This is a genomic window from Thalassobaculum sp. (assembly GCF_965223715.1).
GTDB lineage: Bacteria > Pseudomonadota > Alphaproteobacteria > Thalassobaculales > Thalassobaculaceae > Thalassobaculum.
Map to the genome: position 1 here is coordinate 3,572,520 of NZ_OZ245012.1, position 14,172 is coordinate 3,586,691.

General features: G+C 66.8%; 12 protein-coding genes. 2 read left to right on the forward strand and 10 right to left on the reverse strand.

Features of this window, described 5'->3' with window-relative positions; all coding sequences use genetic code 11:
• Positions 1-97: 97 nt before the first annotated feature.
• Both ACOQOP_RS16500 and ACOQOP_RS16505 read right to left on the reverse strand, forming a co-directional pair.
• A complete protein-coding gene (locus ACOQOP_RS16500) occupies positions 98-2,554 on the reverse strand; it encodes a heavy metal translocating P-type ATPase (protein WP_420562909.1) in 2,457 nt (818 codons plus the stop codon).
• A gap of 63 nt (positions 2,555-2,617) precedes the next feature.
• Positions 2,618-3,361, reverse strand: a complete 744-nt coding sequence (locus ACOQOP_RS16505) for a MauE/DoxX family redox-associated membrane protein (RefSeq protein WP_420562910.1) — start codon at positions 3,359-3,361, stop codon at positions 2,618-2,620.
• Between the two features lie 142 nt (positions 3,362-3,503).
• On the opposite strand from ACOQOP_RS16505, the gene cueR reads away from it, so the two are divergent.
• On the forward strand, positions 3,504-3,893 hold the full coding sequence (gene cueR / locus ACOQOP_RS16510; protein ID WP_420562911.1) for a Cu(I)-responsive transcriptional regulator: 390 nt from the start codon (positions 3,504-3,506) through the stop codon (positions 3,891-3,893).
• A 333-nt stretch (positions 3,894-4,226) separates the two neighbouring features.
• Here cueR and ACOQOP_RS16515 read toward each other — a convergent pair whose 3' ends face one another.
• From ACOQOP_RS16515 to ACOQOP_RS16550, 8 genes are all read right to left on the reverse strand, one after another.
• Positions 4,227-5,672: an aldehyde dehydrogenase family protein gene (locus ACOQOP_RS16515; RefSeq protein ID WP_420562912.1), complete on the reverse strand. Its 1,446-nt coding sequence runs from the start codon at positions 5,670-5,672 to the stop codon at positions 4,227-4,229.
• A gap of 144 nt (positions 5,673-5,816) precedes the next feature.
• The gene (locus ACOQOP_RS16520; protein WP_420562913.1) at positions 5,817-6,812 is read right to left on the reverse strand and encodes a hypothetical protein; all 996 of its coding nucleotides are present in this window, start codon (positions 6,810-6,812) and stop codon (positions 5,817-5,819) included.
• A gap of 81 nt (positions 6,813-6,893) precedes the next feature.
• Positions 6,894-7,808, reverse strand: coding sequence for a polysaccharide deacetylase family protein (locus ACOQOP_RS16525; protein WP_420562914.1), 915 nt, complete (start codon positions 7,806-7,808; stop codon positions 6,894-6,896).
• Between the two features lie 23 nt (positions 7,809-7,831).
• Positions 7,832-8,923: an ABC transporter ATP-binding protein gene (locus tag ACOQOP_RS16530; protein WP_420562915.1), complete on the reverse strand. Its 1,092-nt coding sequence runs from the start codon at positions 8,921-8,923 to the stop codon at positions 7,832-7,834.
• A 10-nt stretch (positions 8,924-8,933) separates the two neighbouring features.
• Positions 8,934-9,830, reverse strand: coding sequence for an ABC transporter permease (locus tag ACOQOP_RS16535; RefSeq protein WP_420562916.1), 897 nt, complete (start codon positions 9,828-9,830; stop codon positions 8,934-8,936).
• A gap of 12 nt (positions 9,831-9,842) precedes the next feature.
• On the reverse strand, positions 9,843-10,682 hold the full coding sequence (locus tag ACOQOP_RS16540) for an ABC transporter permease (RefSeq protein ID WP_420562917.1): 840 nt from the start codon (positions 10,680-10,682) through the stop codon (positions 9,843-9,845).
• 96 nt (positions 10,683-10,778) lie between these two features.
• On the reverse strand, positions 10,779-11,942 hold the full coding sequence (locus tag ACOQOP_RS16545; RefSeq protein ID WP_420562918.1) for an ABC transporter substrate-binding protein: 1,164 nt from the start codon (positions 11,940-11,942) through the stop codon (positions 10,779-10,781).
• Between the two features lie 195 nt (positions 11,943-12,137).
• The gene (locus tag ACOQOP_RS16550; RefSeq protein ID WP_420562919.1) at positions 12,138-13,268 is read right to left on the reverse strand and encodes a DUF3616 domain-containing protein; all 1,131 of its coding nucleotides are present in this window, start codon (positions 13,266-13,268) and stop codon (positions 12,138-12,140) included.
• A 185-nt stretch (positions 13,269-13,453) separates the two neighbouring features.
• Here ACOQOP_RS16550 and ACOQOP_RS16555 point away from each other — a divergent pair, with 185 nt between their 5' ends.
• Positions 13,454-14,119 (forward strand): FAD-binding oxidoreductase, encoded by a 666-nt coding sequence (locus ACOQOP_RS16555; RefSeq protein WP_420562920.1) that lies wholly within the window; start codon positions 13,454-13,456, stop codon positions 14,117-14,119.
• Positions 14,120-14,172 lie beyond the last annotated feature (53 nt).

Consider the following 14,172-nt stretch of genomic DNA (forward strand, 5'->3'; position numbering starts at 1 on the left):
TGCAGGGGGCAGCCGCAAATCCCCGGGGACCCGACCTACTCCAGCGTAGGCCCCGGAATGAATCCGGGGAGTATGTGGGGGTGGAAGAAGCGCCTCCTCACCGGTCCAGCTTCGCCGCCCTTAGCCGCAGGGCGTTGCCGATCACCGAGACGGAGGACAGGCTCATTGCCGCCGCGGCGACGATCGGCGAGAGCAGAACCCCGAGCACCGGATACAGCACCCCCGCCGCGATCGGCACGCCGGCCGCGTTGTAGACGAAGGCGAAGAACAGGTTCTGGCGGATGTTCGCCATGGTCGCCTGGGCCAGGGTGCGGGCGCGCACGATGCCGGTCAGGTCGCCCTTCACCAGGGTGATGCCGGCGCTCTCCACCGCCACGTCGGCGCCGGTGCCCATGGCGATGCCCACATCGGCCGCCGCCAGGGCCGGGGCGTCGTTCACCCCGTCGCCGGCCATCGCCACACGCAGCCCCTGGCCATGCAGCTCCTCCACCAACGCGCCCTTGTCCTCGGGGCTGACATCGGCGCGGACCTCGTCGATGCCGAGATCGCGGGCCACCGCCTCGGCCGTGCGGCGGCTGTCGCCCGTCGCCATGACGATGCGCAGGCCCGCCTGATGCAGCGCGCGGATCGCGGTCGGGGTCGTCTCCTTCACCCGGTCGGCCACCGCGACCAGCCCGGCCGCCCTGCCGTCGACCGCCACGAACATCGCCGTGCGGCCTTCGCCCTGCAGCCTCTCGGCAGTCTCGGACAGGGTGCCCGGCTCCACGCCGAGATCCGCCATCATCGCCCGGTTGCCAAGCGCCACCCGGCGGCCCTGCACGGTGCCGGAGACGCCCTTGCCGGTGACCGCCTCGAAGTCCGAGGCGTCCGACAGGGACGCGCCCCGGTCCCGCGCCCCGGCGACGATCGCCTCGGCCAGCGGGTGCTCCGAGCCGCGCTCCAGGGAGGCGACCAGGGACAGCAACTCGGCCTCCTCCATCCCGTCGGACGCGATCACGTCCGTCAGGGTCGGCTTGCCCTCGGTCAGGGTGCCGGTCTTGTCGACGATCAGCACGTCGACCTTGGCGAAGCGCTCCAGCGCCTCGGCATCGCGGATCAGAACGCCCGCCTGCGCACCCCGTCCGGTCGCCACCATGATCGACATCGGCGTGGCGAGGCCGAGCGCGCAGGGGCAGGCGATGATCAGCACGCTGACCGCCGCCACCACAGCGTAGGACAGGGCCGGGCTCGGCCCGAAAGCCAGCCAGGCGGCCATCGCGATCAGCGCCACCCCGACCACGGCGGGCACGAAATAGCCCGCCACCCGGTCGGCCATGGCCTGGATCGGCGCGCGGCTGCGCTGGGCCTTGGCGACCATGTCGACGATGCGCGACAGCACCGTGTCGGCGCCGACCTTCTCCGCCGTCATCACGAAGCTGCCGGTCTTGTTCAGGGTGCCGCCGGTGACCGTATCGCCGACCGTCTTCTCCACCGGCACGGGCTCGCCGGTGATCATGCTCTCATCGACCGAGGACCGCCCTTCCACGACCGCGCCGTCCACCGGCACGCTCTCGCCCGGCCGCACCCGCAGCCGGTCGCCGGTGCGGAGCTCCTCCAGCGGCACGTCGGACTCGCCCTGGTCGGTGATCCTGCGGGCGGTCTTCGGCGCCAAATTGAGCAGGGCGCGGATCGCATCGCCGGTGCGCTCGCGGGCCGACAACTCCATGACCTGGCCGACCAGAACCAGGATCAGGATCACCGCCGCCGCTTCGAAATAGACCGGCGCCCGGCCGTGGGAATCCAGCATCGACGGCGGGAAGACGCCGGGCGCCAGCAGGCCGACCAGGCTGAACAGATAGGCCGCCCCGGTGCCGAGCGCGATCAGCGTCCACATGTTCGGACTGCGGTTCACGATGGAGGACCAGCCGCGCTTGAAGAACGGCTGCGCCAGCCAGACCACCACCGGGGTGGCCAGCACGAACTGCAGCCAGACATGCAGGGTCGGGCCGAGCCAAACATGGAACGGAATGCCCAGATGGCTGCCCATCTCCAACACGAAGACGCCGGCGGCCAGGGGGGCCCCGATCCACAGGCGGCGGCGGAAATCCACAAGCTCCGGGTTCGGGCCGGCATCGGCGCTCGGCGTCATCGGCTCCAGCGCCATGCCGCAGATCGGGCAGTCACCGGGCGCGTCGCGGATGATCTCCGGGTCCATCGGGCAGGTGTATTGGGTGCCCGCCGGCATCGGCTCGGGCTCGGGCCGGTCGCCGAGATAGTCGTCGGGAGCAGCCTCGAACCTCTCCTGGCAGCGCGCGGAGCAGAAATAGAACCGCTCGCCCGCGTGCTTGGCCATGTGCGCGGCGGTGCTGCGGTTCACGGTCATGCCGCAGACCGGGTCCTCCGCCTCGATATAGGCGTCCGGTTCGGCGGCGAACTTGTCGCGGCAGCGGGTGGCGCAGAAGTGATAGGTGTGCCCGGCATGCTCGTGGGTCGGCTTGCCCGCCTGGGGGTCGACCGTCATGCCGCAGACCGGGTCGCGGGTGATCTCGGCCCCCGCGTGACTATGCGCGTTCATCTCTGCCTCGTCATTCTGGAGGCTGAGAGATGGGCCTTCCCGTCACTGGAAGGTCAAGAGGCCTTACAGGAAGAGCGCCTTCGCCCCCATCCACAGGCCCATGGCGATCATCATCAGGTTCTCGGTCAGCGACACGAAGCCCAGCGGTACCGAGCTGTCGCCGCCGACGCAGGCGCATTTCAGCTCGCGCTTGTCGATATAGACCGCCTTGAACACGCTCGTCGCGCCGACCAGGCCGATGAACAGCGCCACCGGGGCGGAGATCCAGGTCAGCACGCCGGCCAGCATGAGCACGCCGGCCCCCGCCTCCGCATAGGGGTAGATATAGCCATAGGGCACCCATTTCTGGGCCAGGAGGTCGTAGTTGAGGAACATGGTGGAGAACCCCTCCACGTCCTTCAGCTTCTGCAGACCGAGCAGGATCATCGAGATCGCCGCGAACCACTCCACCGTGCGCGGGATCACGACCTCGCCGCGCAGCAGCCAGGTCAGGGCCAGCGCCATCAGCGCGGCGACGGCGAAGAGCGCGATGATCGGCTGGTAGGTGGTCTCCTTGTCAGGGTCGTCCAGGCCGAAATGGACGCGCAGCTCGTCATAGCCGCCGATACGCTCGCCGCCGATGAAGGTCTGGGGCGTGGTCTCCACCCCGTGCTTGTCCATGAAGGCGTCGACCTCGTCCCGGTTGGTCAGAGGGTGGTCCTCGACCTCGTAGCCCTTGCGCTTCAGCAGGAACTTCGACTTCCGGCCGAACGGGCAAAGGTGGTCGGGCATCACCATGCGGTACAGGCGGGCGGTCTGGTCGGTCATCGGGCTCTCCGTCGGTTGAGGGGCCTCTGCTGACCAACGGGGCCGCGGCGGGTCGGGTTCCGAAATCGGTGGCCCCGCTTGACCTTCCCGTCACGGGAAGGTCTACCTATACCCGGCGGTACCCTGCAGAAGGACGAGTGCCATGAACATCGGAGAGGTGGCGGAACAGAGCGGCCTGCCGGCCAAGACGATCCGCTATTACGAGGATATCGGGCTGGTCCGCCCCGCGCGGGGGGAGAACGGCTACCGGGCGTTCGGGGCGAATGACGTGCACAAGCTGGTGTTTCTCGCCCGCGCGCGGTCGCTGGGATTCACCATCGAGGACTGCCGCGCCCTGCTGGCGCTGTACGAGGACCGGGGACGGGCGAGTGCGGACGTGAAGCAGGTGGCGCAGGAGCATCTCGGCAACATCGAACGCAAGATCGCCGAGTTGCAGACGATGCACGCGACCCTGTCGGATCTGGTGACCCGGTGCCACGGCGACACACGGCCGGACTGCCCGATCCTGGAGGATCTGGCCGGGCGGGGGTGAGGGGCTGGAAACATCTCACCCTTCACCCACTCCCCGGATTTATTCCGGGGCCCACCCTTCAGCGTGCTTCAACGCCTCCGTTTGGTTCTCTGGCTTTCAAGGTGGCTCCACCGTAGGCCCCGGAATAAATCCGGGGAGTGGGTGAAGGGAGGGTGGAGACGGAGTTCATCCCCAAACCGATCGTCCCGTCCCGGATTTAATCCGGGATTGCGCCGGGATCCAGAAAAGGGGCCACTGGAGCGTTCGTGAAAGCTCGGAAACGCTCCAGCAAGTGTCACCCTCGGCCCCGGCGCGAGGCCGGGGAGACGGGGTTGGGAGGCGAAAGAGGCAGCCTCAGCTCGTGGTGGTCCAGCCGGAGACGGCCTTCACTTCCAGGAACTCGGTGAGGCCGTACTGGCCGCCCTCGCGGCCGTTGCCGGACTGCTTGTAGCCGCCGAACGGGCTGCCCGGAGCGCGCGGGGAGCCGTTGGCGACGACCATGCCGGCGCGGAGCTGGCGGGCGACGCGCTGGACCCGGGCATTGTCGCCGCTCTGCACGTAGTCGGTCAGGCCGTAGCTGGTGTCGTTGGAGATCTTCACCGCCTCGTCCTCGCCGTCGAACGGGATCATCGACAGGACCGGGCCGAAGATCTCCTCGCGCGCAATCCGCATGTCGTTGTTCACGTCGGCGAACACCGTCGGCCGCACGAAATAGCCGCGGTTGAACCCTTCCGGACGGCCGGTTCCGCCGGCGACCAGGCGGGCACCCTCGTCGATGCCGGCCTGGATCAGGTCCTGCACCTTGTTGAACTGCAGCTCGGAGACGAGCGGGCCGATATGGTTGCCGTCCTCGCTCGGCAGGCCGACCGCCGTGCTCTCGGCCGTCGCACGGGCGACTTCCACCGCCTCGTCATAGACCGAGCGCTCGACCAGCATGCGGGTCGGGGCGTTGCAGGACTGGCCCGTGTTGTTGAAGCAGTGGATCGCACCGCGCTTCACCGCCTTGGCGACATCGGCATCGGCGAAGACGATGTTCGCTCCCTTGCCGCCCAGCTCGAGCGCCACGCGCTTGACCGTCTCGGCCGAGGCCTGGGTCACGGCGATGCCGGCCCGGGTGGAGCCGGTGAAGCTCATCATGTCGATATCCGGATGGCGGCTCATCGCCTCGCCGACGGTCGGGCCGTCGCCGTTCACCAGGTTGAACACGCCCTTGGGGAAACCGGCCTCGTCCATGAACTCGGCGAAGAGCAGCGAGGACATCGGCGCGATCTCGGACGGCTTCAGCACGACGGTGCAGCCGACGCCGACGGCCGGGACGACCTTCAGGGTCACCTGGTTCATCGGCCAGTTCCACGGTGTGATCAGGCCGCAGACGCCGATCGCCTCGTGGATGATGAACTCGTCCGGGGTGTCGTCGCGGAGCTGGTGCTCGAACTTGAACTCCTTCAGGGCACGGATGAACGCCTTGATATGGCCGAGCCCGGCGGCGGCCTGGGCGGTGGTCGCCAGCTTCATCGGCGCGCCCATCTCGGTGGAGATCGCCTCGGCCATCTCGCCCGAACGGCGCTCGTAGATCTCGGCCAGCTTCTCGATCTTGGCGATGCGCTCGGCGAGCGGGGTCTTGCTCCAGCCGTCGAAGGCCGCCTTCGCGGCGGCGACCGCCTTGTCCACATCGGCCTTGGAGCCGAGCGAGATCACGCCGAAGGCGGTCTCGTCCGCCGGGTTGATCACGTCGAAATCCTTGGGCGTGGTGGGCGGAACCCAGGCGCCGTTGATGTAGAAATCGGTCTTGCGGAGCATTGTGGTTTTCCTTTGGCGAGAAGTCGCGGGCAGGCCGGGCAGGACGCCCGTCGAGCGGATATGTAGGGTGGGCCGGGCGGCAGTTAAACGAGCCTGCGGCAAAGCGTCAATGCGAATGATTCGCAATAAGCGGTGTATTCAGGATCAGGCGGCCTCGGCCCGGATTTGCGCCCAGGTCTCGCGCATCCAGCCGACGCAGGCAATCGCCTGCTCGAACAGGGAGTACTTGCAGCCTCCGCCATAGTCCGGGTTCGGGATGAACTCGGTCGAGATCTGGCCGAGTTTGGCCTTGGGGTCGCTTGCATGGTGGCGCATCAGGATGCGCAGCCCCTCCTTCCAGGGCTCCAGCCGGGTCTCGTCCCACTCGGCGTGATACTCGCCGGGCTCGGGCTGCTTGAACGGGTACTGGATGCCGCGGCCGACCGAGCCGTCGGGATGGTGGGCCAGAATGTTCTTCGGGTTATTGGGGATCGCGGCGCGGGCGTGGCAGTGCTTCACCCAGCCCGAGGTGACCCATTCCTCGATCACGTTGCCCGGCTTGTACGGGTCGAGCACCAACTCGCCCGAGGCGATCTTGGCGTCGGTGCCGAAGATCTTCTGTTCGTCCGGGTTGTCGATCTTGAAGATCACATGGCTGTGGTCGAGGGTCATGTTGAACTCGACCCCGCGGGCCTCGACCATCCGGGCGACTTTGGCGACCCGGGGGAAGTCCTCCGACCACATGTTCACATGCACCTCGAAGCAGGGCACGCAGCCGTACTTGTCGCCCAGCTCGGATGCTGTGAGATAGGCGGCCATCACCTCGTCGTCGGTGACCACATGACCGTCGGCGTGACGCAGCTTGATCTGGGTGTTGTGGACCAGGGAGCCGAGCTCGGCGCCGAGCTTCACGTTGCGCTCCAGCAGCCCCTCGTCGCCGCCCAGCTCGTAGAACCAGCCGCCGGCACGGATCGGCAGGCCGGTCTCCGCCGAGCCGGCCTTGAAGTCCTCGACCTGATCCGGGTCCGGGGTCTTGTCGATGTAATCGAAGACACCCGCCTCCTGCACCATGCGGAAGCGCGTGCGCACATCCGGCATGGGGTCGGCATCGGCGTGCTTGATGCCGTTGGTCTGGATGCCGAACAGCAGGTCGTTGGCCATGGATCCCTCCGCGTCGCCGCTCCCCGCCCGGCGCCAGATGGCCGGGCCGTCGGGGCGGCGTTGCGGATACCTTAAGGGAGGCTACGGCAGGGGTGGAGCCTCATTCGGCAGGTCGGCCCCGCCGGTCCCGTCGGCCTCCACGAACCAGTCGCCCATGACCGACGAGGTCACGAACACCGTGTCGTTCCGCTTCACGAGCAAGTCGAGGGACCTCTCGAAGAAATGCGCCACATGGGGCACGCCGATCAGGTGCGGGTGCAGGGCCAGCGTGATGACCCGCGGGTTCTGCTCCAGCTCCGGCTCCAGGGTGGCGACCGTCGCCTCCACCCGCTTGAAGAACTCGTCGGTGGAGCCGTTCTGCACCGCATAGATCGGCACGTCGTTCAGCTCCATCGTATAGGGCAGACCGACCATGGGGCCGTGGATCGTGCGCATCCAGACCGGCAGGTCGTCGACCACCCAGTCGTGCAGGAACTCGATCCCCTCCTCCTTCAGGATGTCGACCGTATCGAAGCTCTCGCCGATGCCGGGGCCGAGCCAGGCGCGGACTTGTCTGCCGTCCGCCGCCTTCAGCCGGTCGAGGCTCTTACGGATGACCGCGCGCTCGTCGTCCGCCTGTTTGAGGGATTGCTGGAACCAGCCATGGCCGACCAGCTCCCAGCCGGCTTCCACCACCGCGTCCATTAGGGCGGGATAGGCGTCGGCCACCTGGGCGTTGATCAGGGCGGAGGCGGGCAGGCCGCGCTCGGCCAGCATCCGCATGATCCGCGGCATGCCGACCCGCAGCCCGTACTCGACCCAGGAGAAGTTCGGCACGTCCGGCGGGGCGATCTGGGCGCCGTGCGGCGGCGGAATGATCCCGCGCGGCATCGGCCGGTTGATCGGCCAGTACTCGATGTTCATCGCCACATGGACGATCAGCGGCTTGCCGTTGAGCGGCGCCAGCTTCCGACGCTTGTTCGCCAGCTCGAAGGGAATGCGCGGGTTCGGCCACATGGCGGAGTCCTCCAAATCGGCGGTCAGGTCACGTGCAGGCGCAGGGCATCCGGCTTCCAGCTTACACGGACGGGAGCGCCCGGGGCCGGGGCCGGCGTATCGGATTCGCCGACCACCCGCGACACGATCTCCGTTCCGTCGGCCAGCTTCACCCGATGGGACAGGGTGAGGCCGAGATAGACGCTCTCGGTATAGGTTCCGTCGAGCGCGCAGCCGTCCGCCGGCGCCCCCTCAGCCGCGACCATCTCCACCAGTTCCGAGCGGATCGACAGGGCGACGGTCTCGCCCACCCGCACCGGCAGGTCGCGCCGCTCGACGGCAAGTGGCTGGCCGCAGACCTCCACCGTGACGCTCTGCTGCTCCACCGCCGTGACGGTGCCGGACAGCAGGTTGTTCTCGCCGACGAAGCTCGCGGTGAATCGGCGCTCCGGGGTGCGGTAGATGTCCCGCGCCGCACCCTGCTCCACCAGCTCGCCATTGGCGATCAGGGCGATGCGGTCGGCCACCGTCATCGCCTCCTCCTGGTTGTGGGTGACGTGGATGAAGGTGATGCCGACCTTCTCCTGCAGGTGCTTCAGCTCCAGGCACATGTCCTTGCGGAGCTGGGCGTCGAGGGCGGCCAGCGGCTCGTCCAGCAGCAGGATGTTGCGGCCCAGCACCAGGGCGCGGGCGAGCTGCACGCGCTGCTGCTGACCGCCGGACAGCTCGTGCGGCTTCCGGTTCTCGAAGCCTGTCAGCCCGACCATCTCCAGCATGGCCATGGACTTGTCGCGCACCTCGGCCTTCGGCAGCTTGGCAAGGCTGAGGCCGTAGCCGACATTGCCCAGCACCGTCATGTGCGGGAACAGGGCATAGGCCTGGAACACCATGGAGGTCGGCCGCTTGTCCGGCGGCAGGTGGGAGACCTCCTGGCCGTTCAACCAGACCTGACCGCTGGACGGCTTATGGAATCCGCCGATGGTGCGCAGCAGGGTGGTCTTGCCGCCGCCCGACGGGCCGAGAAGCACGAAATACTCGCCGGCCGCGATGGTCAGGTCGACGCCCTTCAGCGCCTGGACGCTGCCGTAGTTCTTGCTGAGCTGCCGGACCTGGACGGCTGGGGCGGTGGCGTTCATGACAATTCTCTCATGAGGTCGCGGGCACGGTGTTGGGTTCGGCGACCGGCTGCGCCCGTCGGGCGGCGGCTTCCGAGCGCAGCAGGGTGAAGACGATTATCCCGCCGATCAGCGCGATGGCGATGAAGCTGACGAAGCTGGACATGGCGTAGGACTGCTCCGACATGCCCTCGTTCAGCATCTGGCTGACCAGGACGGTGGTGAAGGTATCGAACCCGCCCTTCAGCAGGCTGGTGCGGGTGTATTCGTTGAAGCAGAGGATCACCGTGAAGGCCGAGGCGCTGAACACGCCGGCGCGGATCTGCGGGAACTCGATATCCCAGAACGCCCGCCAGCCGCTGGCCCCGCAGGCGCGGGCCGCCTCGGTCTGCTCCTTGTTGTAGCGTCCCATGGTGATCAGGATCACCACGAAGGCGTAGGGGATCGTGTAGATGATCAGCCCGATCACCGTGGTGGCGAAGCCCAGCCGGAACCAGGCGTCCATGAACGACACGCCGAGCACGTCGCCGAGCCACTGGAAGCTCAGATTGGCGTTCTTGAAGAACACCAACAGGGCGGCACTGAGGATGTCGGGTGCGACGAAGAGCGGGGCCAGCAGCAGGAACACCACCGCCACCTTGGCGCTGGTCGCCTTGTAGAACTTGGCCGCCAGCAGCGCCATCGGGATGGTCAGCACCGTTGTCGTCACCGCCAGGCCCAGGGTCCAGCGCAGCGCGCTCATGAGCTGGCCGTCGGAGAAGATCAGCCCGTACCAGCGCGTGGTGAAGTCGTACTCCGCAGCACCGAACCCGTTCTCGTTGAACGAGATGTACATGACGTAGAACACCGGGCTCATCAGCGTCGCCACGATCAGCAGCAGATAGGCCCATTTGGTGCGGTGCAGCCAGATATTCGCGTAATCGTCCATGATCCCGCCCCCTCAGTTCATCGGTGCTAGGATCTTGGTCAGGTCGAACAGCTTGTGGCCGATGTAGAGCAGCCCCATCAGCGTGGCCATCATGATCGCGCTGACCGCCATGGCCAGCGGGAAGTCGAGCGCGGTGATCGCCTGGGTGGCGATCAGCCCGGCATTCACCGCACCCGGGCCGCCCATGATGTTGGGGATCAGCGCCACGCCGATGCCGTTGACGAAGATGAACACCGCACCGGCGAAGATGCCCGGGGCGGCCAGCGGCAGGATCACGTCGACGAAGCGCCGCACGGGTCCCGCGCCGAGGTCATCGCAGACCTCGAAGATGTATTTCGGCACCGCCTCCATGGCGAGGAAGCCGGAGAAGACGATGAACGGCATGAAGGACAGCACCTCGCCGATGATCACGCCGGTATGGGTGTAGAGCAGGGCGGTGATCGGCTCGTCGATCAGGCCCAGATTCAGCAGCGTCTCGTTCACCAGGCCGTTGCGCTGAAGCACCGGGCGCAGGGCGAAGATCCGGATGATCTCCGACACCATGAACGGCAGGATGAACAGCAGCACCACCCGGTGCTGGGCCGCCTGGGGCACCGACTTGCGCACGAACACGGCGATCGGAAAGCCGAGGCAGAACGACACCACCACCGAGATCAGCGAATAGCCCATGGAGGCCAGGAAGTTCTGCAGCCGGGCAGAGAAGAAGAAGTTCTCATAGGCCAGCAGGCTGAACCCCGGCTCCATCCAGAACATCGTGCGCTCGAACACGCTGAACACGACGGTCAGCGCCATCGGCAGCGCGAAGAACAGCACCATGAAGACGATCGGAATATAGAACGCCCAGCCCGACATCCGCTCACGCCACGGAGTCTTAGGGGGACTCGGCCGGTAAGGCTCGACGGGGGGAAGCCCGTCGAGCCCGGTCTCAGTCGAGGCGGTCATCGGGGATCAGGCAGCCTGAACCCGGGACCACCAGTCCTGATAGGCACGCATGTTGGTCGGGAACACGTTCTGCCAGGAGTTGCCCGGCACCGCGATCCGCTCCTTCTTCCGGGCCAGACGCTCGGTGATCAGCGCCTTGGTCTCCGCGTCGAACGTGTCGGGATTGGCGTCCAGGTACTCCAGCACGCCCGTCATCTGCGGCGTGAAGCCGAGACCCGCCAGGGTGCGGGCGCCGAACCAGGGCGACAGATACAGGTTGGCCAGCTTGTAGAAGGTCTCGTCCATGCCGCGCTCGCGACCGCCGCGGGTCAGCATGACGATGTTGTTCCAGGTCTGGTGACCCTCCTTCATCGTGCCGTACCGGATGTCCTTGCCGGCCTTCTTGCCGGCGACGATCTGGACCGGCTCCCAGCAAGAGGCGACCAGCACCTCTTCGGACGCCAGCAGGTCGACGCCGTTCTGGAACCCGTCCCAGAAGGTGCGGAACTGGCCGGCCTTCTTCTTGTCGATCAGGAACTGGCAGACCCCCTTCACCTCGTCCTCGGTCATGTCGGACGGGTTGTCGATGTCCTGCTTGCCCGACTGCTTGAGGTAGATGGCGGTGTTGGTCAGGGTCGGCCCGAAATCGTTCTGCAGGGCGGCGCGCCCCTTGAACTGCTCGTCGAACAGCACCTCCCAGGAGGTCAGCTCCTCGCCGATGACGTCGTAGTTGAAGGCCAGCGCATCGGCGTTGGAGATGTAGGGGATGGCGTAGACCTTGCCCTCGTAGCGGATGGTATCCGCCGCGTCCCCGCCCTCGAGGTAGCGCTTCTCGATGATCGACCAGTTCGGGATCTTCGAGACGTCCAGCTCGGCGATCGCGTTCTGGCCGGCCAGCGCATCCTCCATGCCCCCGCCATTGTCGGTCATGGCGTCGTACAGGGCATTGCCGTCGCCGACCACCATCTTCTGGATCGACTCGTCGGCGCGGGCGCTCTTGGCGACGTTGACCAGCTTGATGCCGGCCTCCTTCTCCATCGAGCTCCAGTCCTTCTCGCCGACCCGGGCGATGCCCGGCGCCCAGAACTTCAGACCTTCCTCGGCGCGGGCGACGCTCGGCAGCATCGCGGCAGTCGCCGCGGTTCCCATCATCGCCATCATCTGGCGCCGGGTGAATTCAAACTGGTTCATGGTTTTCAAAGCCCCCTTAAAGCTCGTCCCAGACTGCGGTGGCGCCACGCCTCCCTGTATGTGCCAGCCACGGTTTTCCTGGCCTTGTTTGTCGCTGCGGCGCCGTTTGGGAAGTAGCTTGGGCGGGGTGCGGTTCAATTGGCAAGACGTGAAAACTGAAAACTGTCGACAGATTTCCGCCCCGACATCCCGGGTTCAGTCGATGGCGAACAGGTCGGCGCGGATCGCGGTGTCCTCCGACAGCCGGGCGGCGGCCGGGCTGTCATAGACCACCATCAGCTCGCGGCCGCCGTCACTGCGCTCGGTGAGCGCGATCCCCTCGGCATGGTCGGTGCCGTAGCCGTAGGGCAGGTCCATCACCCGCTCCAGCTTCTGGTAGGGAACCACGCTCTGCCTCTGCACCTGGGTGGTCCAGGCACCGGGCCAGCGGATCAGGGCCACCGGGCCGTCCAGGTCCATGGTCGGGCCGGCGAGGATCAGCAGGTCGTCGCCATCGGCCTGAAGGTCGCGGATGCCGAGGCCCTCCAGGTCGATGAAGTATTTGCGATAGCGCTCCCCGTCCGGCCCGATCCGGCGCGGCTTCAGGTGCCCCGACTTGGTCAGCTTCATCCGCAACTCCAGGATCACCGCCCAGCCGCGCAACACCGGGCCGCGCAGGCCGAGCAGAACCCGGTCGCCCCGGGCGGCGATGCCCTCTATGTCGAAGCCGTTCTCCTTGCAGGGGATCTCCATGAAGCGGCCGAGATGGATGTCCTTCGCCAGGCTCTTGGTCAGCGGCGTCCTGCCCTTGCGCAGCCGCACACTGGCCGGCCGTCTCCCATCCTCGGTCTCCGTGAGCGACGGGGCCCAGGTGCCGTTGCCGGTATCGACCAGGGGGAGGCGGCCGATCACCCGGCGCGCCACGTTGCTCTTCACCTCGGTCAGCCGGCTCATCGCCACCGAGGGGTCGTTCTCGTGCCATTTCGGCTTCTTGCGGGTCAGCCCGTGGGAGCCGGTGATCCACAGCCAGCCGTCGTCGATCGCCAGCCCCTCGATATCGATCTCGTCGCCCTCGTCGCCGTGCAGGTCGAAGGCTTCGTGCAGGTTGTGGGTCTGGTGGTCGGACCAGCGCGAGCCGCCGGTGCGGGTGAGCTGCTCGATCGTCGTCGTCTCGTCGCAGGCCAGCCACATGCTGCGCCCCAGCACCGCCAGCGCCGACAGGTCCTGGCGCAGCGGATCGAACACGGCATCGACCTCGGAATGATGCTGGAAGTCGAGCCGGACCCGCCTGTGGGGCTGGGCGCTCGTCGGCCAGGGGGCGTCCGGGGTGGCGGCGTCGGCTGTCATGAACGGCTCCTGCTGGCGGTGACGGAATGAAGCAAAACGTCCCACGACCGAGGTCGGTTCCCAAGATTCACAGGGGCCTGTGAAACACCTGAAAGAACGGCCCATTTGGCCAGAAAGAGGGTTGCTAAAGCCGGGAAGACCCACACCTCACATCCCCGGCACCGAAGAAGAAGGAGATTTGTCCCATGGCACACAGCGTTGCCGTCCTGAGCACCGAGAACGTGACCCACAACGTCGTTCGCCTGACCGTGGAGAAGCCGGAAGGCTATGACTACAAGCCGGGCCAGGCGACGGACGTTGCCCTCGACCGCGACGACTGGCGCGACGAGCAGCGGCCCTTCACCTTCACCTCGCTGACCGATGCCGATCACCTGGAATTCACCATCAAGGTCTATCCCGACCATGACGGCGTCACCGAACAGATCGGCAAGCTGAAAGCCGGCGACCGGCTGCTGATCGACGACCCTTGGGGGGCGATCCAGTATAAGGGCCCGGGCGTCTTCGTCGCCGGCGGCGCGGGGGTCACCCCGTTCATCGCCATCCTGCGCGACCTGCAGCGCAAGGGGGAAGTGAAGGACCAGAAGCTGATCTTCTCCAACAATACCGAGCGCGACATCATCCTGCGCGAGGAGTTCGAGGCGATGGACGGACTCGACTGCCTGTTCACCGTCACCGACCAGGACGACAGCCCGCTCGCCCGCGGCCTGGTCGACCGCGACTTTCTGAAGACGCATGTGAATGATTTCGCCCAGGAATTCTACGTCTGCGGCCCGCCGAAGATGATCGAGGCCGTGACCGAGGACCTGAAGGCCCTGGGCGCCGATCCGGACTCCGTCGTGCTGGAGGAATAATCATTTATGAAAGCTCTGGCGAATAAACCGACGGGAACTGCGGTCTGACTCGT

Excerpts from the sequence above, each read along its gene's own strand:
- ACOQOP_RS16500 (WP_420562909.1), bottom strand. The coding sequence starts at position 2,554 with ATGAACGCGCATAGTCACGCGGGGGCCGAGATCACCCGCGACCCGGTC.
- ACOQOP_RS16505 (WP_420562910.1), bottom strand. The coding sequence starts at position 3,361 with ATGACCGACCAGACCGCCCGCCTGTACCGCATGGTGATGCCCGACCAC.
- cueR (WP_420562911.1), top strand. The coding sequence starts at position 3,504 with ATGAACATCGGAGAGGTGGCGGAACAGAGCGGCCTGCCGGCCAAGACG.
- ACOQOP_RS16515 (WP_420562912.1), bottom strand. The coding sequence starts at position 5,672 with ATGCTCCGCAAGACCGATTTCTACATCAACGGCGCCTGGGTTCCGCCC.
- ACOQOP_RS16520 (WP_420562913.1), bottom strand. The coding sequence starts at position 6,812 with ATGGCCAACGACCTGCTGTTCGGCATCCAGACCAACGGCATCAAGCAC.
- ACOQOP_RS16525 (WP_420562914.1), bottom strand. The coding sequence starts at position 7,808 with ATGTGGCCGAACCCGCGCATTCCCTTCGAGCTGGCGAACAAGCGTCGG.
- ACOQOP_RS16530 (WP_420562915.1), bottom strand. The coding sequence starts at position 8,923 with ATGAACGCCACCGCCCCAGCCGTCCAGGTCCGGCAGCTCAGCAAGAAC.
- ACOQOP_RS16535 (WP_420562916.1), bottom strand. The coding sequence starts at position 9,830 with ATGGACGATTACGCGAATATCTGGCTGCACCGCACCAAATGGGCCTAT.
- ACOQOP_RS16540 (WP_420562917.1), bottom strand. The coding sequence starts at position 10,682 with ATGTCGGGCTGGGCGTTCTATATTCCGATCGTCTTCATGGTGCTGTTC.
- ACOQOP_RS16545 (WP_420562918.1), bottom strand. The coding sequence starts at position 11,942 with ATGAACCAGTTTGAATTCACCCGGCGCCAGATGATGGCGATGATGGGA.
- ACOQOP_RS16550 (WP_420562919.1), bottom strand. The coding sequence starts at position 13,268 with ATGACAGCCGACGCCGCCACCCCGGACGCCCCCTGGCCGACGAGCGCC.
- ACOQOP_RS16555 (WP_420562920.1), top strand. The coding sequence starts at position 13,454 with ATGGCACACAGCGTTGCCGTCCTGAGCACCGAGAACGTGACCCACAAC.